The 21,227-nt window shown below is 60.0% G+C and carries 23 protein-coding genes; 17 read left to right on the top strand and 6 right to left on the bottom strand.

Annotated features, from left to right (window positions below; translation table 11 throughout):
• Positions 1-404 precede the first annotated feature (404 nt).
• The 13 genes from FHT77_RS04040 to visR all read left to right on the top strand — a co-directional run bounded on the left by FHT77_RS04040 (position 405) and on the right by visR (position 12,497).
• Positions 405-2,018 (top strand): globin-coupled sensor protein, encoded by a 1,614-nt coding sequence (locus tag FHT77_RS04040; RefSeq protein WP_183753875.1) that lies wholly within the window; start codon positions 405-407, stop codon positions 2,016-2,018.
• A gap of 63 nt (positions 2,019-2,081) precedes the next feature.
• Complete coding sequence (locus tag FHT77_RS04035) at positions 2,082-2,378, top strand: STAS domain-containing protein (protein ID WP_183752706.1); 297 nt, start codon at positions 2,082-2,084, stop codon at positions 2,376-2,378.
• The gene (gene cheY1, locus FHT77_RS04030; protein WP_007530053.1) at positions 2,375-2,740 is read left to right on the top strand and encodes a chemotaxis response regulator CheY1; all 366 of its coding nucleotides are present in this window, start codon (positions 2,375-2,377) and stop codon (positions 2,738-2,740) included. The genes FHT77_RS04035 and cheY1 overlap by 4 nt, the downstream gene beginning before the upstream one ends.
• Before the next feature lie 17 nt (positions 2,741-2,757).
• The gene (locus FHT77_RS04025) at positions 2,758-5,043 is read left to right on the top strand and encodes a chemotaxis protein CheA (protein ID WP_183752704.1); all 2,286 of its coding nucleotides are present in this window, start codon (positions 2,758-2,760) and stop codon (positions 5,041-5,043) included.
• A 4-nt stretch (positions 5,044-5,047) separates the two neighbouring features.
• Entirely contained in the window at positions 5,048-5,515 is a 468-nt protein-coding gene (locus FHT77_RS04020) for a chemotaxis protein CheW (RefSeq protein WP_183752702.1), read from the top strand.
• On the top strand, positions 5,512-6,423 hold the full coding sequence (gene cheR, locus FHT77_RS04015) for a protein-glutamate O-methyltransferase CheR (protein WP_183752700.1): 912 nt from the start codon (positions 5,512-5,514) through the stop codon (positions 6,421-6,423). Before FHT77_RS04020 ends, cheR begins: the two co-directional genes overlap by 4 nt.
• Positions 6,420-7,463, top strand: coding sequence for a protein-glutamate O-methylesterase CheB (cheB, locus tag FHT77_RS04010; protein ID WP_183752698.1), 1,044 nt, complete (start codon positions 6,420-6,422; stop codon positions 7,461-7,463). Before cheR ends, cheB begins: the two co-directional genes overlap by 4 nt.
• Positions 7,463-7,852: a response regulator gene (locus tag FHT77_RS04005; RefSeq protein WP_007530058.1), complete on the top strand. Its 390-nt coding sequence runs from the start codon at positions 7,463-7,465 to the stop codon at positions 7,850-7,852. The genes cheB and FHT77_RS04005 overlap by 1 nt, the downstream gene beginning before the upstream one ends.
• On the top strand, positions 7,849-8,403 hold the full coding sequence (cheD, locus tag FHT77_RS04000) for a chemoreceptor glutamine deamidase CheD (protein WP_016552743.1): 555 nt from the start codon (positions 7,849-7,851) through the stop codon (positions 8,401-8,403). Before FHT77_RS04005 ends, cheD begins: the two co-directional genes overlap by 4 nt.
• 17 nt (positions 8,404-8,420) lie before the next feature.
• A complete protein-coding gene (locus tag FHT77_RS03995; protein ID WP_016552744.1) occupies positions 8,421-8,813 on the top strand; it encodes a hypothetical protein in 393 nt (130 codons plus the stop codon).
• Between the two features lie 111 nt (positions 8,814-8,924).
• Positions 8,925-10,616, top strand: coding sequence for a flagellar basal-body MS-ring/collar protein FliF (fliF, locus tag FHT77_RS03990; RefSeq protein WP_183752696.1), 1,692 nt, complete (start codon positions 8,925-8,927; stop codon positions 10,614-10,616).
• Between the two features lie 375 nt (positions 10,617-10,991).
• Positions 10,992-11,738: a transcriptional regulator VisN gene (gene visN, locus FHT77_RS03985; RefSeq protein ID WP_114711407.1), complete on the top strand. Its 747-nt coding sequence runs from the start codon at positions 10,992-10,994 to the stop codon at positions 11,736-11,738.
• Between the two features lie 12 nt (positions 11,739-11,750).
• Positions 11,751-12,497 (top strand): transcriptional regulator VisR, encoded by a 747-nt coding sequence (gene visR / locus FHT77_RS03980; RefSeq protein ID WP_016552747.1) that lies wholly within the window; start codon positions 11,751-11,753, stop codon positions 12,495-12,497.
• Between the two features lie 18 nt (positions 12,498-12,515).
• Here the strand turns inward: visR and FHT77_RS03975 are convergent, their stop codons facing one another.
• The 6 genes from FHT77_RS03975 to motA all read right to left on the bottom strand — a co-directional run bounded on the left by FHT77_RS03975 (position 12,516) and on the right by motA (position 17,706).
• Positions 12,516-12,956 (bottom strand): hypothetical protein, encoded by a 441-nt coding sequence (locus FHT77_RS03975; protein WP_183752694.1) that lies wholly within the window; start codon positions 12,954-12,956, stop codon positions 12,516-12,518.
• A 4-nt stretch (positions 12,957-12,960) separates the two neighbouring features.
• Entirely contained in the window at positions 12,961-14,040 is a 1,080-nt protein-coding gene (gene flhB, locus FHT77_RS03970) for a flagellar biosynthesis protein FlhB (protein ID WP_183752692.1), read from the bottom strand.
• A 129-nt stretch (positions 14,041-14,169) separates the two neighbouring features.
• Complete coding sequence (gene fliG, locus FHT77_RS03965) at positions 14,170-15,210, bottom strand: flagellar motor switch protein FliG (RefSeq protein ID WP_183752690.1); 1,041 nt, start codon at positions 15,208-15,210, stop codon at positions 14,170-14,172.
• 29 nt (positions 15,211-15,239) lie between these two features.
• Entirely contained in the window at positions 15,240-15,824 is a 585-nt protein-coding gene (fliN, locus tag FHT77_RS03960; RefSeq protein ID WP_183752688.1) for a flagellar motor switch protein FliN, read from the bottom strand.
• 64 nt (positions 15,825-15,888) lie between these two features.
• Positions 15,889-16,827 carry a FliM/FliN family flagellar motor switch protein gene (locus FHT77_RS03955; RefSeq protein ID WP_183752686.1) on the bottom strand — a complete coding sequence of 313 codons (939 nt, stop codon included), beginning with the start codon at positions 16,825-16,827 and terminating at the stop codon, positions 15,889-15,891.
• Between the two features lie 6 nt (positions 16,828-16,833).
• Complete coding sequence (gene motA, locus FHT77_RS03950; RefSeq protein WP_007796569.1) at positions 16,834-17,706, bottom strand: flagellar motor stator protein MotA; 873 nt, start codon at positions 17,704-17,706, stop codon at positions 16,834-16,836.
• A gap of 251 nt (positions 17,707-17,957) precedes the next feature.
• Between motA and flgF the strand changes: the two genes are divergently transcribed.
• The 4 genes from flgF to flgB all read left to right on the top strand — a co-directional run bounded on the left by flgF (position 17,958) and on the right by flgB (position 21,227).
• A complete protein-coding gene (flgF, locus tag FHT77_RS03945; protein ID WP_016552754.1) occupies positions 17,958-18,692 on the top strand; it encodes a flagellar basal-body rod protein FlgF in 735 nt (244 codons plus the stop codon).
• A gap of 14 nt (positions 18,693-18,706) precedes the next feature.
• Positions 18,707-20,098, top strand: coding sequence for a flagellar protein export ATPase FliI (gene fliI, locus FHT77_RS03940; RefSeq protein ID WP_183752684.1), 1,392 nt, complete (start codon positions 18,707-18,709; stop codon positions 20,096-20,098).
• Between the two features lie 11 nt (positions 20,099-20,109).
• Positions 20,110-20,661 (top strand): flagellar protein, encoded by a 552-nt coding sequence (locus tag FHT77_RS03935; RefSeq protein WP_183752682.1) that lies wholly within the window; start codon positions 20,110-20,112, stop codon positions 20,659-20,661.
• A gap of 173 nt (positions 20,662-20,834) precedes the next feature.
• The gene (gene flgB / locus FHT77_RS03930) at positions 20,835-21,227 is read left to right on the top strand and encodes a flagellar basal body rod protein FlgB (protein WP_114711419.1); all 393 of its coding nucleotides are present in this window, start codon (positions 20,835-20,837) and stop codon (positions 21,225-21,227) included.

The raw sequence follows: 21,227 nt of genomic DNA, 5'->3' as shown, positions 1-21,227 counted from the left end.
GTTATTTTCGGGGCTATAGCACAAAGCTTGCGCCGGACTTGTAGCAGCGCGGCAACGCAAGCCCAGTAATTCGTAGATGGTTATTAGGGTCTGCCGGAAAGTCGACATTCATAAAATACGCATTAACCTTCAGGCAAGGAATTAACCATAAACATTGCATGACACGTCGGAATGGGAAAACTCACTCGTTCCCACCAGGCATGACGCCGCACCGCCGTACCGGTCAATCCGGAATCCATCTCTTCAAGTAGCTCCGAAGTAGAAACTACTGATCGGGAGGCTTCAGGCCGCCGGCGGCCGCCGGAGGCAAGCCATCAATCAGCAGTGTGCCTGCCGCTCGGAGCGGTAGAATTATGACGGGCATCCGCCCGGCATGTGGTTGGGGGCAGGCGTTGGGGCAGGAAATGCCATCAGATCAGGCACGAGGTGCGCAGGCGGGCAGCTTGCGCGACAGGCTGCGTTTTGCCGGTCTCGATGCCGAGCACTGCGACCTGGTGCGGCGTCGCCGCCTTGATCTCCAGCAATACCTGTCTGCTGGTCTGCGCGATCTTTTCCAGCGTTTTCAATCATTTCCCGATGCGGCCCGGAACTTCGAGAGCGAGCGCCAGGTTGAGCGGCTCCACGATCTGCAGGCATCACACTGGGACGTTTTGACGGATGCACGCTTTGACAGTCTTTATGCGGAGCGCGTGAAGGTTCTCTCGGATTCCGAAAGCAAGATGGGTCTCGACCCGCGCTGGCATGTCGCCGGCCATGGCGTCGTTCTCGAGCACATCATTGGCGGCCTCGCCGGCGAGCTCGCGGGACGTTCCTTCCTGCCGAGCAGCCGCCGCAGGGCCAAGGAAATCTCCGACCTCATGACCGCGGTCGTCCGCTTGGTGATGGTCGATGTCGAGATTGCCGTATCTTTGCGTTTCAATGCCTTGCGGGCTAGCCAGCAGCGCGCCCTTGCCGATCAGCGCAACCATGAAAAGGCCGATATCACCCGCGTTTTCGCCGATGTCATCAACGGTCTTGTCAATCGCGACCTGACGGTCAGGGCAAACGTCGAGGAAGAGGGTGCCCATCGGGACATCGCGCAGGCACTCAACGGTGCCCTCGATGCCATTCAGTCCGAATTCCAGTCGATTGCCGAAAAGACTGCGGCCGCTGAAGCGTCGGTCGGGACGCTTGGCGTTTCATCAAAGCAGTTTGCGGGCAATGCCTCCGCGCATGCACAGCGACTGCTCTCATCTGCGGCCGCCCTTGCCGATCTCTCGGAGAGCGTACGTCACGGTGCCGCGGGCAGCCGTGCTGCGGAGCAGGCGGCAGCGTCGACGCGCACGGCAGCCGAAGAGAGCGGCCAGGTCGTCGGTCGGGCAATCGCCGCCATGGCGGACATCGAGCAGTCGGCCGAAAGGATCGGGCAGATCATCGGAGCGATCGACGAGATCGCCTTCCAAACCAACCTTCTAGCGTTGAATGCCGGCATCGAAGCCGCTCGCGCCGGTGATTCCGGACGCGGCTTCGCGGTCGTGGCCCAGGAAGTGCGCGCCTTGGCGCAGCGTTCCGCGGATGCTGCGCGGGAGATCAAGACGCTTGTAAGCACCACCAAATCGCAGGTGGGTGCGGGCGTCCAAATGGTCGGCCGAACGCAGGATTCCATTGGCAACATCGTTCGTCAGGTCGCCGACATCAACGCGGCGATTGCGGCGGTCGCCAATCAGGCGGGCGAGCATGCCGCAAACCTTGATCTGGTGACGACCGACGTCAAGGATCTCGGTGTTCAGATGACCGGCAGTGCTGCCTCGGCGACACAGTCCGCGGAACGCGCCGACGACCTGCATACCGTCATTGTCGAACTCGGCCAGACGATCCGCGAATTTCGAATTGCCCGGCAAAATGCCGAAGCTGCGCGCTCTGCGCCGCTGTTGTCGGCGACGCTCGATGTCAGACGCCCTGTCGACGTCGTGGCCGAGGAAGACGATTTCGGATTTGTGCAGCCCGTCGCCTCGGTCGGAGGGCGGATTGTTTACTAACACACCAGTATATGAGCCCTGCTCACCTTCGGTGAGTGGGAACGAGGAGACAAGGACGAGCTGATGGCGGCAAGAAAAACTGGGAAGACGCTGAACCTGTCGGCGGTGCTTGATCTGAACGAAGCGACCACGCTTCGCGACAAGCTTGCTGCGTTGCGCGGCAACGATCTGGCCATCGACGCCTCTGCGGTCGAACGCGTCGGTGCGCTCAGCGCGCAGGTCCTGATGGCGGCTGCCAAAACCTGGGACCAGGACAAGCTGGCCTTCAAGTTCAGCAAGGTTTCGGACGCATTTCAGAAAACCATGCAGCTGATTGGTGTCGATATCCACCATCTGCTTGCCAAGGAGATCCGGCAATGAAGAAAAAAGTGCTTACCGTGGATGATTCACGGACCATCAGGAACATGCTTCTCGTCACCCTCAACAATGCAGGGTTCGAGACGATCCAGGCGGAAGACGGCGTCGAAGGCCTCGAGGTTCTGGAAGAATCCAACCCCGACGTCATCGTCACTGACATCAACATGCCGCGCCTAGACGGCTTCGGCTTTATCGAAGGCGTTCGCCGCAACGACAAGTACCGCGCGATCCCGATCCTGGTCCTGACAACCGAAAGCGATGCGGAAAAGAAGAACCGCGCGCGCCAGGCCGGTGCCACCGGCTGGATCGTCAAGCCGTTCGACCCTGCCAAGCTGATCGATGCCATTGAGCGCGTAACCGCTTAAACCCAGGATTTTCTCCTATGGATATGAACGAAATCAAAGAGATCTTTTTCCAGGAGTGCGAGGAGCAGCTCGCCGAACTGGAATCGGGTCTTCTGAAAATGAATGATGGCGATCGCGATCCGGAAACCGTCAATGCGGTGTTCCGTGCCGTCCATTCGATCAAGGGCGGCGCTGGCGCCTTTGGTCTGGATGATCTCGTCGCTTTCGCGCATGTGTTCGAGACCACACTTGATTGCGTTCGTTCCAACAAGCTTGAGCCGACCCAGGACGTCCTGAAGGTCATGCTGAAGTCGGCAGACGTCCTGGCCGATCTGACCAATGCTGCCCGCGATGGCGGCAGCGTCGATGAAAGCCGCAGCCGCGGCCTGGTAAAGGAACTGGAAGCGCTCGCCAACGGCGAGCTGCCGATGCCTTCCGCAGCCGTAGAAGCTCCAGCAGCAAAGCCGACGCCGGTCGCCGCACCGGTTGCCGCCACCCCAGCACCCAAGCCCACCGATGATAGCGGCTTCCAGCCGATCCCGTTCTCCTTCGACGATTTCGGCGGCGACGAAGAGGCCGGTTCCGATCTGCCCGCCTACGAAATCACCTTCAAGCCGCGCTCGGACCTTTATTCCAAGGGCAACGACGCGACCCTCCTGCTGCGCGATCTCTCCCGCCTCGGCGAGATGAGCGTCTATTGCAACATGGATGAGCTTCCCGGCCTCGACGAACTCGATCCGGAAGCCGCCTATTTCTACTGGAACGTCACGCTCAAGACCGACAAGGGCGAGGACGCGATCCGCACGGTCTTCGAATTTGCCGAGTGGGATTGCGACCTGCAGATCTCTGCCGTCGAGGAAAAGGCGGCTGCCGCCGAGACCGAAGAACTGCCGATGATCCCAGTGCCCTTCGACCTGTCGATCCTCGACGACGGCGCGACCGGTGCGCCGGCCGAGCAGCCGAAGTCCGATGTTGCTGCCGCGGTTGCCGCCGCCGAAACAGCGTCCAACGTCACCCAGATGGCTGCTGCGGCTGCTCGCGTCGAGAAGAAGGAATCGGCTGCCGCTGCTGCCGCAAGTGCAGCTGCCGCCGCCCAGAACAACGCCGCTGCCGGTGCTGGCCAGACCATCCGCGTCGATCTCGACCGCGTCGACCGCTTGATCAACCTCGTCGGCGAGCTCGTCATCAATCAGGCGATGCTCTCGCAGAGCGTCATCGAAAATGACACGACCGGAACGTCATCCATCAATATGGGTCTCGAGGAGCTGCAGCAGCTCACCCGCGAGATCCAGGATTCGGTCATGGCGATCCGCGCCCAGCCGGTGAAGCCGGTCTTCCAGCGTATGTCGCGCATCGTCCGCGAAATCGCCGACATGACGGGCAAGACGATCCGCCTGATTACCGAAGGTGAAAACACCGAAGTCGACAAGACGGTTATCGACAAGCTGGCCGAGCCGCTGACGCATATGATCCGCAACGCTGTCGATCACGGCATCGAAACGCCGGAGAAGCGCGCTGCCAACGGCAAGAATGTCGAGGGTACGGTTCGTCTGACGGCAAAACACCGCTCGGGCCGCATCCTGATCGAGCTTGCGGACGACGGCGCGGGCATCAATCGCGAGAAGGTGAAGCAGAAGGCGATCGCCAACGAGCTGATCCCGGCCGATGCCAACCTCACGGACGAGGAAATCGACAACTTGATCTTCCTGCCGGGCTTCTCCACGGCCGACAAGATCTCCGACATCTCCGGACGCGGCGTCGGCATGGACGTCGTCAAACGCTCGATCCAGGCGCTCGGCGGCCGTATCAACATCACTTCGCGGCCGGGGCAGGGTTCTGTCTTTACCATGAGCCTGCCGCTGACGCTCGCCGTTCTCGACGGCATGGTCGTCACTGTCGCCGGTCAGACGCTAGTCGTGCCGCTGACGGCAATCGTCGAGACCCTGCAGCCGGAAGCGTCCGCGATCCACTCCTTCGGCGCCAGCCATCGCCTGATCTCGATCCGCAACAGCTTCTGCCCGTTGGTCGATGTCGGTAGGATCCTGAACTTCCGGGCCACCCAGGCCAATCCGGTGGAAGGTGTCGCCCTTCTCGTCGAATCCGAAGGTGGCGGTCAGCGCGCCCTCATGGTCGATGCGATCCAGGGCCAGCGTCAGGTCGTCATCAAGAGCCTTGAAGCGAACTACACGCATGTTCCGGGCATCGCTGCCGCAACCATCCTTGGTGATGGCCGCGTGGCGCTTATCCTGGACGTCGATGCGGTCGTCGGCGCTTCGCGCGGTCAGGCCTTGAAGCCTGAAATGTCTCTGGCAGCAGCGGGATAGCATCATGTCTTATGCCGCAAAAAATCTGAGCGCCGGCAGTCGCGAGTTGATCGCCTTCCGCATCGGCGATCAGGAATTCTGCGTCGACATCATGTCGGTCCGCGAAATCCGAGGCTGGACGCCGGCCATGGCCATGCCGCACTCCCCATCTTACATGCGCGGTGTGATAAACCTTCGCGGTGCCGTCCTGCCAATCATCGACCTGTCGGCGCGGCTCGGCATGAAGGCCACCGAGCCTACGCAGCGTCATGTCATTATTGTCGCGCAGGTGTGCCGCAAGGTGGTTGGGCTGCTCGTCGAAGCGGTATCCGACATCCTGACGGTGACGGATGAAAATGTGCAGCCGACGCCGGAGATCGCTTCCGAACTGCAGCGGCAGTTTGCGCGCGGCATCCTGGCGATCGACAAGCGCATGATCTGCCTGCTCGAACTCGACGCCATCTTCCCCGATACGGAAAGCGAAGCTGCATGAATGTCATGAGTGCAAAAGACGTGCGGCAGGGAAGCCCGGACGAGGTGCTGGCGAGCGGCGAGTATCCGCTGACCCGTCGCGACCTCACGGAAATCGCCGCGATGATCTACTCGGACGCAGGCATCTTCCTGAACGAGACGAAGGCCTCGCTCGTCTACTCGCGTCTGTCGAAGCACATCCGCAACCTCGGCCTGTCCGGATTTCGGGAGTATTGCGCGCTCGTCTCCTCGCCAGCTGGTGCCGCGCCTCGACGTGAGATGCTGTCGCATCTGACGACAAACTTCACGCGGTTTTTCCGCGAGAACCATCACTTCGAGCATCTTCGCGAGCATGTGCTGCCGGAGTTGTTGCAGCGCGCCAAGATGGGTGGTCGGGTCCGTATCTGGTCGGCCGCCTCCTCGGATGGCCAGGAGCCCTATTCGATCGCGTTGACGGTTCTGTCGATGATGCCCAACGTCGCCGACTACGATTTCAAGATCCTAGCGACCGATATCGATCCGAAGATCCTGGCGATTGCCCGCGCCGGAGCTTACGACGAGAGCGCGCTTGAAACCGTGTCGCCTGCCATGCGCAAGCAGTGGTTCAGCGAAGTCGAGATGCAGGGCCGCCGCAAGTTCCAAGTCGATGACCGCGTCAAGCGCCTGATCACCTACAACGAGCTGAACCTGATGGCGCAGTGGCCGTTCAAGGGCAAGTTCGACGTCATCTTCTGTCGAAATGTTGTGATCTATTTCGACGAGCCGACACAGATGAAGATCTGGTCGCGCTTCGCCGAATTGATGCCGGAAGGCGGCCACCTCTACATCGGCCATTCCGAGCGCGTCTCCGGCGACGCCAAGCACGTCTTCGACAATATCGGCATCACGACCTATCGCTATACGACCAAGGGTGTGGGGAGGAAGGCATGAGTGCACAGGCACGTGTTCTTGTCGTCGACGACTCCGCCACCATGCGTGGCCTGATCACCGCAGTTCTCAGCGCCGATCCCGAGGTCAACGTCATAGGCCAGGCCGGCGATGCGCTCGAGGCCCGCGAGGCAATCAAGAAGCTTAATCCCGACGTCGTTACCCTCGACATCGAGATGCCGAACATGAACGGCCTCGACTTTCTCGAGAAGATCATGCGGCTCCGCCCCATGCCCGTCATCATGGTTTCGACGCTGACCCATCGCGGCGCCGATGCCTCGCTGGCGGCGCTTGAAATCGGCGCGTTTGATTGCGTCGGCAAGCCGCTTCCAGGTGATGCACGCCCGTTCGGCGATCTCGCTGAAAAGGTGAAGGCAGCCGCCCGTTCGCAGCGCCGCCAATATACGCAGCCGACGCCGGTTGTACCGCCCCCTGCGGTTGCCGACTTTCGCGTCGGACGCAAGATCGTCGCCATCGGTTCATCGACCGGCGGTGTCGAGGCGTTGATTGCCGTGCTGCAGAAGTTCCCGGCAAACTGCCCGCCGACCGTTATCACACAGCACATGCCGCCGACCTTCACGAAGAGCTTCGCGGAACGCCTGAACCGCCTTTGCGCGCCGGTCGTGCAGGAAGCAACAGACGGAGCACGCCTCGAGATCGGCAAGATCTATCTTGCCCCGGGCGGCGAACGTCACCTGCAGGTTGCCAATGCTCACGCGCCGTGCTGCCGCCTGATCGAGCGCGATCCGGTGAACGGTCACCGGCCGTCCGTCGACGTGCTGTTCGACTCGGTTGCCGAACTGGCAGGCCGCAACGCGGTCGGCGTGATCCTCACGGGCATGGGGCGCGACGGTGCCGCCGGCCTGTTGAAGATGCGCCATGCCGGCGCGCGTACGCTTGGCCAGAATGAAAAGACCTCGGTGGTCTACGGTATGCCGAGGGTCGCCTATGAGCTCGGCGCCGTCGAGCAGCAATTGCCGTTGAATGCCATCGGCGAAGAAATTTTGAAAATGACAGCCGCCCGAAAGGAAGGAACTGACTAATGTCTATCGCAGAGAAAATCAAAGTTCTGATTGTCGACGATCAGGTTACCAGCCGTCTGCTGCTCAGCGACGCTCTGACCCAGCTCGGCTTCAAGCAGATCACGGCCGCCGGCGACGGTGAGCAGGGCTTGAAGATCATGACCCAGCAGCCGCATCACCTCGTAATCTCCGACTTCAACATGCCAAAGATGGATGGCCTCGGCTTCCTTCAGGCGGTTCGCGCCAACCCGGCGACGAAGAAGGCGGCTTTCATCATTCTAACGGCACAGGGCGACCGCGCCCTCGTCACGAAAGCAGCGCAGCTTGGCGCCAACAACGTTCTCGCCAAGCCCTTCACGATCGAGAAGATGAAGGCGGCTATCGAAGCCGTATTTGGAGCATTGAAATGAATCTCGAGGTTGCGGCCCGCCGCGTCAATATCATCCAGGGCGAATGGAAGGTCCTGAATGATCCGAACGCGGTTCTGACGACCATCCTTGGATCGTGTGTGGCTGCATGCCTGCGAGATCCCGTGGCAGGCGTTGGAGGAATGAACCACTTCCTCCTGCCGGGGACAGGAAATACGCCGATGACGGGCGGCGACGCCACACGCTATGGCGTCCATCTGATGGAATTGCTGATCAACGGCCTCCTGAAGCAGGGCGCGCGCCGCGACCGCCTAGAGGCCAAGATCTTCGGAGGGGCGAAGACGATCTCGACATTCTCGAATGTCGGCGAACAGAACGCCGCTTTCGCCGTGCAGTTCCTGAAGGATGAAGGCATTCCCGTCGTCGGCTCCAGTACCGGTGGTGACCACGGGCGCAAGCTCGAATATTGGCCCGTTTCCGGGCGCGCTCGGCAGTACCCGTTGACGGGTGCCGAAACGCAGAGAACGGTTGCGCTCGAGCAGCGTCCGGCCGCTCCGCAGAAACCCGTCGAAACAAGCATCGAATTCTTCTGAGGGCGAGGACAGTAGTAATGACCGTGAATGCCATGACAGAGCAGCCGTTGCCGGCCGAAGCCCTGCCTGAGATCCTGATGCGCATCGTCTCGGAATTGCATGACGTCGCCTACCTGATCGAGCGGATCGAGCCGCAGCTCCTTGACGTAGGAGGCGGCGCCGAACTGCTGAACTCGCCGGAAAGCATGAAGGTTATGCAGGGCATTGATCTTGCCGTCCAGAAGACGCGCGGTCTCGCAGAATTCATCGACACCATCACCGGCGAAATCCCGCAGGACTGGGCGGTCGATGTTGCGACTGCATTGAGCCTCGTGAAACTCAGTGAAATGCAGCGTGCCCTGGGTGGTGCCAGACGTCATGGCAACGTGCAGCCGCTGGCGAAGGCAGCCGGAGACTTCGACTTCTTCTGATCCCAGCATTTCCTCGCACGATTTTACGAAACGCTCGCACAAGTTTCGGCATCTATCGTCGGACATGAGGCAATAAGCCTGCTTTGTCGGTGACGGTCGTGCGAGAACAGAATGAATCTGTTAAATCAATTAGTTCAAATTTTTAAGAACTTCAGTTCGCTAGGGCGGAATCGCCTGTTGGCGCTGGCTGGCGTGGGCGTCGTTTCTGTCGCGCTCATCCTGGGGGCGGCCCTTTTGGTCAATAAACCGGCCCAGGAAACCCTTTATGTCGGGCTTGATCAGCCGGATCTGAACCAGATCAGCATGGCGCTTGCCGAGGCAAATATCGGCTTCGAGGTCGGAACCGACGGCTCCAGCATCACGGTTCCGGCCGGCATGACCGGCAAGGCACGCCTCCTGCTCGCCGAGCGCGGTCTCCCGAACAGCGCCAACGCAGGCTACGAACTTTTCGACAACGTCGGCTCGCTCGGCCTGACGTCGTTCATGCAGGAGGTTACGCGCGTCCGTGCACTTGAGGGCGAGATTGGCCGAACGATCCAGTCGATCTCGGGCATCACAGCTGCACGCGTCCACATCGTCATGCCCGAAGTCGGGAACTTCCGCAAAGCCGAGCAGAAGCCGACCGCTTCCGTCATGATCCGCGCAAGTGCCGCGACAGGCCGCACGGCAGCGACATCAATCCGTCATCTGGTTGCATCAGCTGTTCCTGGTCTTGATGTCGGCGATGTCACTATCCTCGATTCCGCCGGACAACTGCTCGCCTCTGGCGACGAGGCCAGCAACAGCTCGCTGAACCGTTCCCTGAACATCGTCCAGAACGTCCAGGGCGAAGTGGAATCCAATATCGACAAGGCGCTCGCACCGTTCCTCGGCATGGACAACTTTCGCTCCAGTGTCACCGCCGAACTGAATACCGACGCACAGCAGATCCAGGAAACGACCTACGATCCGGAATCGAAGGTCGAGCGCTCGATCCGCACGACCAAGGAAGCCTCGCAGTCGCAGCAGAAGCAGTCCGACAACGCGACAACTGTCGAGCAGAACATTCCGCAGGCAGCGCCCGACTCTGGCGGCCCTACCGGCCCGGAATCACAGGACAAGTCTGACAAAAAGGAAGAGCAGACCAACTACGAAATCAACAGCAAGACGACCGCCACGACGCGCAACAGCTACAAGATCGAAAAGCTCTCCATCGCTGTCGTCGTCAACAAGGGCCGCATTGCTCAAATGGTCGGCGAGCCGGCTGACCAGGCGAAGATGGATGCCTACCTTGCTGAAATGCAGAAGATCGTGGCATCGGCAGCCGGCATAAGCACCAATCGCGGTGACGTCGTCACCGTCACGGCCATGGACTTCCTGGAGAACCAGCTTCTCGAGGAAACGGGCGGTGGCGTTCGCGTCATGGATATGTTGAGCCGCAACCTCGCCGGCATCATCAACTCTCTCGCCTTCGTCGCGGTTGCCTTCCTGGTGATCTGGATGGGTGTACGACCGATGGTTCGCAGCGTGACGGGCAGTGGTGCCGCCGTCCTCGGCGACACCTCGCCGGAAAGTGCTGGACTCGAACTTCCAGACTTCGCTCCAGCAGCGGGCGGTGGCGCCGGTGGCGCGCTGATGGATGGCTTCGGCTCGGACTTCGGCTTCGACAGTACCGAAGACCTGCTCAGCCTTGGCGACGACGACGGAAACTTCAATCGTCGCGTCAAGGAAGGTCCAGAACGCAAGCTGGCGCGCATGGTCGAGATCAACGAGGAACGCGCTGCGAAAATCCTCAGGAAATGGGCGGTCGACAACGCCGCATAAAGAGAGGCCGGGAGACCGGCCTTTTTCTTTGTCTACGCCTACACGGCGATCCTAGTCATCTTTTGCCATCGGTCGAATGCGGGCATGAAGATTTCTGAGGATAGACTTGACAGAGGCCGGATGTAGCCACGCGTTTTACGCGAATCGTATTGTCAGAATTCCCCGAATCACTTTAAATTAAGAATTCCTTAACAAGCGGAATTTGCGTGCGAATCAGGGCACAAAAAGCAGGTAATGTAAATCCCAAGAACTCGGAGATGGTGCATTATGCTACCTATCGTAATCTTGGGTGATTCGCGGAGAGGTCGTAATTTGTTCAGGAGCATGCGGATCAAGCTTCTGTCGTAAGTGGTTTACAGCCGCGGGGTTTTGCCTATGGATATGCATATATTGCAGGCTCTCAAGAGCGATACGCACAAGGCAAACTTTGTTGGCATTGCAGCGACAAACCTCTCTTCACGTGACGAGCTGATCGCGCAGCTCTGTGAGATCTCAAGCACGGGACGGTTGCAGCCGGGGCTGCGGGCGCTGACCGATTATGTCGGCGCTTCGCACTATCTCCTGGCGCGAGCGGACCTGGTGCAGGAAGCCGGCCTCGACTTCGTGGTCTCCTCCGACTGGCCATTCGATCTTGTCACCAACCTGGCGCATGCCTTCGTTGGCGGCTTCGCCCGCGCGACGGAGCTCGAAAAATGCATGCTGCTCTTCCAGCCGCATTTCGCCCTCCTACCGGATGAGGCCGACGCGCCTGATGGCGCGAGCCGCCAATACTGTTCGCTGATGTTCAACATCGGCCGTTCGCGCCTCGTGCTGATGTTCCTGTTTGACGACGGCTTCATCCTGTCACAGGAGCGGCTGCGGGACGTGGGACTTTTGACGGCTTACTTCGCTAGCTTCCTGCAGTGCGGCGCCACCAAGGCTGACCGGGACTTCGAACTGACCGATCGCGAACTGGAGTGCCTTTTCTGGATCGCCGAGGGAAAGACCAGCGACGAGATCGCGATGATCCTCGGCATCTCCCGCAACACCATCAACAACTACATCACCAGTGTCATGCGAAAGACGGCCACGAAGACTCGTTCCGAGGCCATCGCGTTCGCGGTCAGGAATAATCTCGTCTAGGGGGACGGCGTTATGGGGCAGTCATCCGGTCGCTCGATGGGACATTCAGAAACGATGCGCGCGGTGCGCGTCAACAAGGTTGCGAGCCGATCGGACCTGTTTCCGCGCCTGATCGGCATGCAGAAACTCGCCGACGCTCAGAATTTTGCGGTTTACCGCGTCAGCGGCGCGGGTGTGCCAGGAAAGCAGCGGCTGGTTTGCGAACTGGAGAACTGGGGTTCGACGCATAGTGGCTTCAGCCGCGCATTCGTCGACGCGCATGGCGAGGCGCTGCTTGATCATATCGAGAAATCGCTTTTGCCGGTCGTATGGGCCGGCGGGCTTGATCGCGCTGCCCCAAGGCCTGCCAGCATTGCCCCCTTCATGACGCGCCTGAAGGACGGCCTGCTGCCGTTCTCGGGCATAGCTTTTCCGGTTCGCCTCGGTGCCGTCGGTAACGGCTTCATCGTCTTCACGGGCGATGATCTCGAACCAGCGAGTGATATGATCGTCGAACTGCATGCGAGGTCCTGCCAGGTCATGATCGATCTGCTCTCGCTCGACGAGCGCAGAGTGGCGGCCGCCGAAGCTCTCAGCGAACGCGAGATTGCCTGCCTGCAGCTTGCTGGAGACGGGCGTATCAGCGAAGAGATCGCCGACAAGCTTGGCCTCTCGGTGCATACCGTCAATGCCTACCTCGGCTCGGCGACGATCAAGCTGGATTCGGTTAACCGAATACAGGCGATCGCGAAGGCCATTCGCCTCGGATATATCAGCTGATATGAGGGCGAGGGCGTCTTAGCCCGCCATTGCCCGCAATGCCTCGACGTTATAGCGCGCGTCGCGCAGGCTCCGCGCGAGGAAAACGGTGTTTTCGTCCGGATCAGCAGATGGATCCTGGAACGCGATGTGGTTGATCTCGATGCCGGCATGTTGCTCGGCGAGCGTGAGCTGTGCGTAGATCGTGACGCCGCGTGGCTTGATTTCGAGGTCGATCACCACTTCAGGCTTGCCGCCCCATTCAAGCGTATAGCTACCGCCATGGCCAAAATTGACCGTGCCGGGGTGGAAGAAGAGCTCCGCAGCTGACGATACCAGATCGGAAAGATTGCCATAGTACTCGAAGCGCAGCAGCGAGATGAGGTCCGAAGCGTCCAGAAGCCTTAGTTCGGTGGCTACCGGGCTGATGGCTTCCGCCAGGATTTTTTCACGCTGGGTAGAGTAGGGGCATTTTTTCATTCGGCTATCTTACCCGTTTGTTCTTGGCATGCGTCGCGTAAACCCGATGGATGAGCTCCGCGACTGCCTTGTAGAATACAGACGGTATGACACTATCGACCGAGACTTGCGCAAACATGGAGCGCGCAAGAGGCGGGTCTTCGAAAACCGGAATCCCGTTCTTCTCCGCGATCTCTCTGATTTTCAACGCAATTAGATCCTGACCCTTGGCGACGACGACAGGTGCGTCGTTCTCCTCGCGCACATAGCGCAGGGCGACGGCAAAGTGCGTCGGGTTGGCAATCACAAGCGTCGCACGGTCGACATTGGCGATCATGCGGCGGCGGGCGCGGTCGCGCATCAGCGAGCGCTGGCGGCTTTTGACGAAGGGGTCGCCCTGCGACTGCTTGTTTTCTTCCTTGACCTCGTGCCGCGTCATCTTCAGTTCGGTGAACCAGTGGTAGCGCGTCCAGAAGAAGTCGGCGATCGCCACGACCGCGGTGGCGATCAGAACGACGATCGTGATCTTCTGCATCGAAGTCATCATGCGGGTGAAGATCGTTTGCGGATCGGAAAACATCGCATCGATGGCGCCGAAATATTCGCTCTTCAGCACGAAGAACATCACGACACCGACGATCACGATCTTCGTCAGCGATTTGCCGAACTCAACGAGGCCGGGCAGGCTGAACAACCGCGACCACCCCTTTGCAGGCGAGATACGCGAAAACTGCGGCCTGATTCGCTCGAGCACCGGCGTCGGCAAATTCTGAGCGATGGATGCTCCGACACCAAACACCATGAACAGGATGAAGGCGGGCGCAAGCAAGGTCGCCGAAACCCAGCCGAGGTGAACGAACAGGGAAAGCGCGTCCGGCCCCGTTTCGAGCTTCCATTGGTCGGGTTGCTCGAAAATGTCCTTCAGCGCCTCTCCTACCTTGCTGAGCCCGCTCGGCAGGAAGAAGATGATGTAGACGAAGGTGGCAAGAACAGTGGCAAAGAGAGGTACCTCTCGCGAAAAAGGGACGTTACCTTTCTCGGCAGCGTCACTTTTCTTTTTCGCTGTCGGGTCTTCTGTTTTGCTATCCTTGTCGTCGTCGGCCAAGGCCGAAGCCCTCCATCAAAAAGAAACGGCCGCGCCAGGGCGCGGCCTTTCCGGAAGGGTATCTCCCTTTCGTCGCCGCGATCAACCGCGGTGACGGAGAGGAGACGCTTCGTGCACAACAACAGTGGCTTAAGCCGCTGCCGAGTCTTCCGCCTCGGTCTCCTTGAGCTGGATCTGACCGGAATTCGACAGGCGAATCGCTTCCTGGGCAATGGCGCGGCGCGCGATCGCGATCTCGCGCGGGTTGATGCCGGTCGTTCCGCTCTGCAGATCCGATTCGATCATGCGGCGCTGGCGCGGGCTGATCGACGCGAGAACCGCTTCGCGCATTTCGGCCGACGAACCACGTAGCGCCATGGTCAGGATGTCCGCGGAGATATCGTTGAGCAGCATGACGCGGCTGCGCTGCGGCATGAGCATGAGGTCGTCGAAGAGGAAGATCTTCGGGCGGACCTTGTTGACCGATTCGCGGCTGATCGATTCGAGCGAGGTGAGCAGGGTATCGACCTGCGGCTTGTCCATCTCGTTCATCAGTTCCGCAACCTTCGTCGAGCCGATCGAGTTCTTCTCGGCGTCGATCTCGGCCAGCAGGGTCATTACCTGCTTTTCGATAATCTGCGCGGCCTTGGGGCTGACAGACTTGAGATTGACCGTACGGTTCATGATGTCCGCACGGCGGCCATCAGGGATCTGCATCAGAACCTTGGCGCCGAATGACGAGGGCATCATCGAGAGAATGTAGGCAACAGTCTGCGGGTGCTCGCGCAACAGGAACTTGCCGATGAAAGCTGGATCGCCTTCGCCGAGGCGGTCCCAGATCGACGTCTCGTAGGCCTGGAACGTCGTGCGACGGCCAAGCAGACTGTCGACCTCGTCAGGGGTCAGGCCTTCCTCGAGAATGCTTTCGATCGCCTTGGCGTTGTCCATGAGACCCGCACCTTCGGTGAACAGGTCCTCGAATTCCGCGACAAGTCCAAGCAGCTCATCCGGTGGGATGGCGCGCAGCGTTTGCGCGGAGTTGATGATCGTCTGCAACTCGGCCTGCGTGAAATACTTCAACAGCCTGCCGGCGACCCCTTTCCCCATCGCGAGGAGAACGGCCGCCGCCTTTTCAGCCTGGGTCAACGGTTTCTCGGCTAGAGCGCCGCCGAAATCGTCAAAGTCCATCATGGTCTAACCTCTCCGTCCCTGCACCGGGATCAGGCTTTTTTCGTACTCAAAACTTCTATCAGCTTGACGCCAAAACGCGTGTCGTCGTTGTCCAGAACGGTGATCTCGCCGCGCGCGATCTTGCGGCCGTTCACCATGATTTCGACCGGTTCGCCGATCTTCTTGTCGAGCGCGATGGTTGCGCCTTCATTCAGGTTCATCAGGCCGGCAACCTGCATGCGGCTGCTGCCGAGCATGATTTGAACGTCGATCGGGATATCCATGATCAGGTCGAGGTTCGACTGCATGGCGCTGCCAAGCGGCGCCGGCTCGGACGCGATCGCACCGAAAGAGCTGTCGCCGAAATCGGAAGAGCCGCCAAAGTCGGATGTTACGCCGAAATCGCTTCCACCGAATGCGGAATCGCCGGCGGTTTCCTCGAAATCGCCGCCAAAGGTCGACAGATCGGTGCTGCCGCTGAACGCGTCGCTCTCACCTGCGAAGTCCGGCAGGCCGCCGTCCGCGTCGGTCTTCAGGACGCCGCGCAGGTCATCGATAGCCTGATCAAGCTCGGCCTCGTTGCCCGGGAGCTCCGTTGAAAGGTCGCTGGTCTTGGGTGTCTTCTTCGTCGCCATGAAATCACTATTCCAGTTGAAACTTGCCTCAAGCTGCCGTGCGGCGGCTCGGTTGGAAAATGGGCTAATTCATCAAGTGGCGGATGAGCTCGTCATCCGAGTTAATCGTATCCTTGACCCGGACGGTGTAATTCTCGCCCGATCGTCCGAACTCGCAGATGTACAGTTCCTTGCTGTTGGCGCTGACTTCGACGCGAACGTCGCCGCGGTCATAGAAGGGGATAACGTCGCCGGCAGCGAGCTTTGAAATGGTCCTCAGCGTCAGGTCTTGCAGACGGATTTTGGCGTTGAGCGTTACCTGCGAGCGGCGCACCTGCTCGCTGAGCTGGTCGGTCCATTCCGCGGATTTTGCCGACTGTCCCTTGGCTTTTGGAGGCGCCACCGTCGTCTTCAACAGGGCGGCCTGGGGTACGATCAGCGAGAAATCCGAAGTGATGCCGGACAGCGTGATCGACATGTTGATTGCGGCGGCAAACTCGTCGGGTTTGTCCTCGGCGGGCTTGGTCCGCGTTTCGAAGGCGTAGGGGAACTCCATGGCAGGCTCGAATCCACCGGGCGCGTTCACCGCCGAGCGGAGAACATTGGCGATCTTGTCGAAAACCATGACCGCGAGTTCGAGCTCGATTATGGAGAGCAGGCGGTCGGCCGGCTGCTCGACTGTCCCTGCATCCGCACCCAGCAAATGCTCCATCAGTGTGATGACAAAGCTGTTGCCGCAGGCGAGCGTGATATTCTGCGACCAGTTGCGGAGTGTCGCGTCGACAAGCGTGGTGTTGCCGCCCAGATCGGTAACCAGGTCGTTCTTGTGTCCGCTGTCGCAGCCGAGATAGGCGACTTCGACGTCCAGGTTGGTCTCGCTCTTGATGACGTCCGGCAGGAAGGCCGTATAGACATCGCCGAATGCGCCGCAGATCTTCTCGATGGTAGCCTTGTCGCCGAGCCGGCCAGTCAGCTTGGCAAGAAGGGCTTCATCCATGAGGGGTTTCTTGAGGATAGCGTTCATGACCGTTTACGCCGCCTTGTTCTCGCCGCCGGGGTTCATCATTTCCTGCTCGACGGCGTCGATTGACGGACGTTCGTAGGCCGAGATGGTCTTGCGGCCGTATTCGAGCGCAACCTGCGGCACCGAGCCGTTCATGTAGGCAAGCAGTGTCTGCTTGACGATGACATAGAGGCGGTGCTGCTTGTTGCGGACGATCTTGATCTGAGAAACGATCGGCGAGCAGACGCAATAAGACAAGAGAATGCCGAGGAAGGTGCCGACGAGTGCCGAGCCGATCAGGTGGCCGAGAACTTCGGGCGAATCGTTGATGTGCGCCATCGCCTTGATGACGCCGAGAACGGCGGCGACGATACCGATCGCCGGGAAGGCGTCGCCCATGGTCTGGATCGCGTGATAGGGCTTCATCTTGTCGTGAAGGATCGTGTTGATCTCTTCGTCCATGAGCGCTTCGATCTCATGAGAACGGGCATTGCCGATGATGATCAGGCGGACGTAGTCGCAGATGAACGCCGTCAGTTCCTTGTTCTTCAGGATCGTCGGCGCGGATTGGAAGATCGAGGATTCGGCCGGATTGTCGATATGGGCTTCGATCTCGTTGCGCGATTTCGTACGAAGGTCGCGCATCAGGGAATAGAGAACACCAAGCGTATCGAGATAATTCCGTTCCTTAGGAACCGTGTGCTTGAACGCTTCGCCGAGCGCCTTGCCGGAATCCTTCACCACCTTCATCGGGTTGCCCATGACGAAGCTGCCGAGGCCCGCACCGCCGATGATGACGAGCTCGAAGGGCTGCCAGAGCGCTTCGACGTGACCGCCCATCGCCATGAAGCTGCCGATGATGCAGCCGCAGGTAATCACAAATCCGATAATGATATTCATCGTCAGTCCAAACCTGATCGTTATTTTCAACCCAAGGGATAGGGCTGCTGGCTTGCGTGAGGCTGATGGTTGCCCCTGTAAACCAAGCTTTTGCAGTGCCAGCTTCGCGCAAGCATTTGCTGTCAGCTTGTCGGTGACGAATGGGCATCCGTGCCCGTTTCTGAGATGCCGCCTCAGCGAAATTCGTGGTCGAACCGACTGCAAACACCCGGATTTCGTACCGTTCATCGCCAATGCAGGAGCCTGTCGGGATGCAATCCGGTCTTTATGTTTCTTTGTCGTCGCAGATCGCACTCGAACGTCGCCTCACAACCATCGCCGACAATATGGCGAACGTGAACACGACGGGCTTTCGCGCGACGGAGGTGAAGTTCGACGAGATGCTCGGCGAAACAGGCAACAAGATCAATGCCAAGATCGCCTATGTGTCACAGGGCAACGACTATCTCTCTGGTGATAGCGGCGAGCTCGAGCACACCGGAAACATGCTGGACTTCGCAATCAAGGGCGACGCCTGGTTCTCGGTGGACACGCCGGCCGGCAAGGTTCTGACTAAGGACGGCCGCTTCACCATGAAGGATAACGGCGAACTCGTTTCGGTTCGCGGCTATCCGGTTCTCGATGCCGGCGGTGCGCCGGTGACGCTCAACACGGCTGCCGGCGAGCCAAAGGTCGGCGCCGATGGGCTGATCTACCAGGACGGCAAGCAGGTCGGTTCGCTGGGTCTCTTCGAGGCCGATATCAGCAAGGGTTACCTGCGCTATGAAAACAGCGGCATCATGACGACGGAGCAGCCGCGCGCCGTGACCGATCGCTTCAACGTCGGCGTCCAGCAGGGTTACCTGGAAAACTCCAACGTCAACGCCATGCGCGAAATCACGCAGCTGATCGAAGTCAATCGCGCCTTCGAGAGCATGACGTCGCTTTCGAAGGACAGCGAAGCGTCGTTCAGCGAAGCGATCAAGACGCTCGGCGGCAGCCGCTAGTCGAGGTCTGACGCATGGGTAATACGCCGCTTACCGAAGCCGATCTCTCACCGAAGCTCGCGCATCTTGCCGGGCTCGTGTCGCGCTACTCGAATCCCGATTTTTCGGTCGCCGCCGGCGGCCATGTCCAGACGATCGCGGCCGGCCACTACACGGTCACCGGGCTGTCGCGCCATGTGAGGCTCGGCGAGTTCGTAGCACACAAATCGTCCACCGGTATTCACCTCGGTGAGGTCGTGCGTGTTGAGCCGGAACTGACCTATGTCTGCCCGATCGAGCCGGGCGAGCCGATTGGCATCCATGATACGGTCATCCGCAAGGGTGCCTTTCGCATTTCGCCTGATGACAGTTGGTGCGGGCGCACGATCAATTCGCTGTGCGAGCCGATCGATGGGCTCGGCCCCATCGTTGAAGGACTCGGCCGCCGCTCCATTTCGAACACCGCGCCGCCGTCGATGACGCGAAAGCGCGTCGAGAAAGGCTTCAAGACAGGCGTTCGCGCCATCGACATTTTTTCGCCACTCTGCCTCGGCCAGCGTCTCGGCATTTTCGCGGGTTCAGGCGTCGGCAAATCGACGCTGCTCTCGATGCTGGCGCGCGCAGACGCCTTCGACAAGGTCGTCATCGCCCTGGTTGGCGAACGTGGCCGCGAAGTGCGCGAATTCATCGAGGACACCCTCGGCGCCAACATGAGGAAGGCGATCGCCGTCGTTGCGACGAGCGATGAAAGCCCGATGCTGCGCAAAATGGCGCCGCTGACGGCCGTCACCATCGCCGAGCATTTCCGCGATCAGGGCGACAACGTGCTCTTGATCGTCGACAGTGTCACCCGATTTGCCCACGCCATCCGCGAGGTTGCGACCGCATCCGGCGAACCGCCGATCGCGCGCGGCTACCCTGCTTCTGTTTTCACCGAGCTGCCACGTCTGCTGGAGCGCGCAGGTCCCGGCCCGGAGGGCACGGGGACGATCACCGCGATCATCTCGATCCTCGTCGATGGCGACAATCACAACGACCCGATCGCCGACTCGACCCGCGGTATCTTGGATGGTCATATCGTCCTGCAGCGCAGCCTGGCGGAGGAGGGACGCTACCCACCAATCGATCCGCTGGCCTCGATCTCGCGCCTCGCGCGCAAGGCCTGGACCCCGGACCAGGAAAAGCTCGTATCGCGTCTGAAGACGCTCATCCACCGCTTCGAGGAAACCCGCGACCTTCGCCTGATCGGCGGCTATCGGCAGGGCGCCGATCCTGATCTCGACATGGCGGTCAAGCAGGTACCGATCATTTACGATGTTTTGAAACAGTCGCCGGGCGATGTCGATTCGCAGGATGCCTTTGCCGATCTGGCTGGGGCCCTGAAAGCGGCGGCCGGCATCGGCGGCCAGCCGAATATCCGCAGGTAGAGAGGCGTGACGTGACCGATTTCGATGACGATGAGAAGATCGCGCCGTTGAAGCCCTTGCGGCGCAAGACCGTGTTCCTCGACCGCGCCTTGACCATTGCCGGCCTCGCATTGGCCGGAGCGTCCGCTTTTTTCCCGTGGTACGTCTTCTTCAACGAGGACAAGTTCGGCATCAACGTCGCGCAGGGCGACCGGACGCGCGATCTTCCGGACTGGCCGGCGCGAAACGTCTTCAGCGTCTCGCCGCTGGCGATGGCCAACAAGAACCAATACGAGAAGAAGCCCGAAATTCCGGTCGATCCGCTGACGACCGCGACGGTCTCCAACATCGGCAAGGAGGATGACAAGGGTCCGCCGGCCGAAGATCAGCCGTTTCCCAGCAAATCCGGTTTTCGACTTCTCCACGTGGCAAACGGCCGCGCGCTGATCGAAGACCCGTCCGGCATGTACGTCGTGCGTGTCGGCTCCATTCTGCCGGACGAGAGCCGGCTGGCGACATTGGAGGAGCGTGATGGCAAATGGGTCATCATCACCTCCAAAGGCGATGTCTATCAGCATAATTGAGCACCGCCCACGAGGCAGCGAATCAACGGAAGGCTCCGCCGGATAAGGTTGGAGCCTTCTTCGCGTTCTGGACGCAGTGGCCAAAAAGCTCCGGGATTGCCGGACCGCATCCCCCGTAAGTCTGACGCAAGATTACCGCCCTAGGTTCGCATCAGTAAAAACGGAGAGTTCCCATGCAACCGATTCAACTTTTCGACTTGGCCTCGCGGCAGGCCGAATGGCTGACGATCCGTCAGGAGGTTGTTGCCGGCAACATCGCGAACGCGAACACGCCGAAATATCGCGCCAAGGACATCACGCCCTTCCAGGCCGCCCTCGACAAGTCGGACGTTACCATGGCGCGCACCAATGCGGCGCACTTGACCGGCAATGACCTGGGCACGAAGAGCGACATCGATGTGAAGGATGCGGCTCTCGATCAGGAGATCGGCGTCCAGGAGTCGGGCAATACGGTCGGTCTAGCCGAGGAACTTTCCAAATCCGGTGAAATCAAGCGGCAATACGATCTGAACACCTCGTTGGTGAGCTCGTTCAATCGGATGATGCTGATGACGGTGAAGGGCTAA

Source organism: Rhizobium sp. BK181 (assembly GCF_014193305.1).
In the GTDB taxonomy this organism is placed as follows: Bacteria; Pseudomonadota; Alphaproteobacteria; order Rhizobiales; family Rhizobiaceae; genus Rhizobium.
This window is presented reverse-complemented; position numbering and strand designations above follow the sequence as displayed.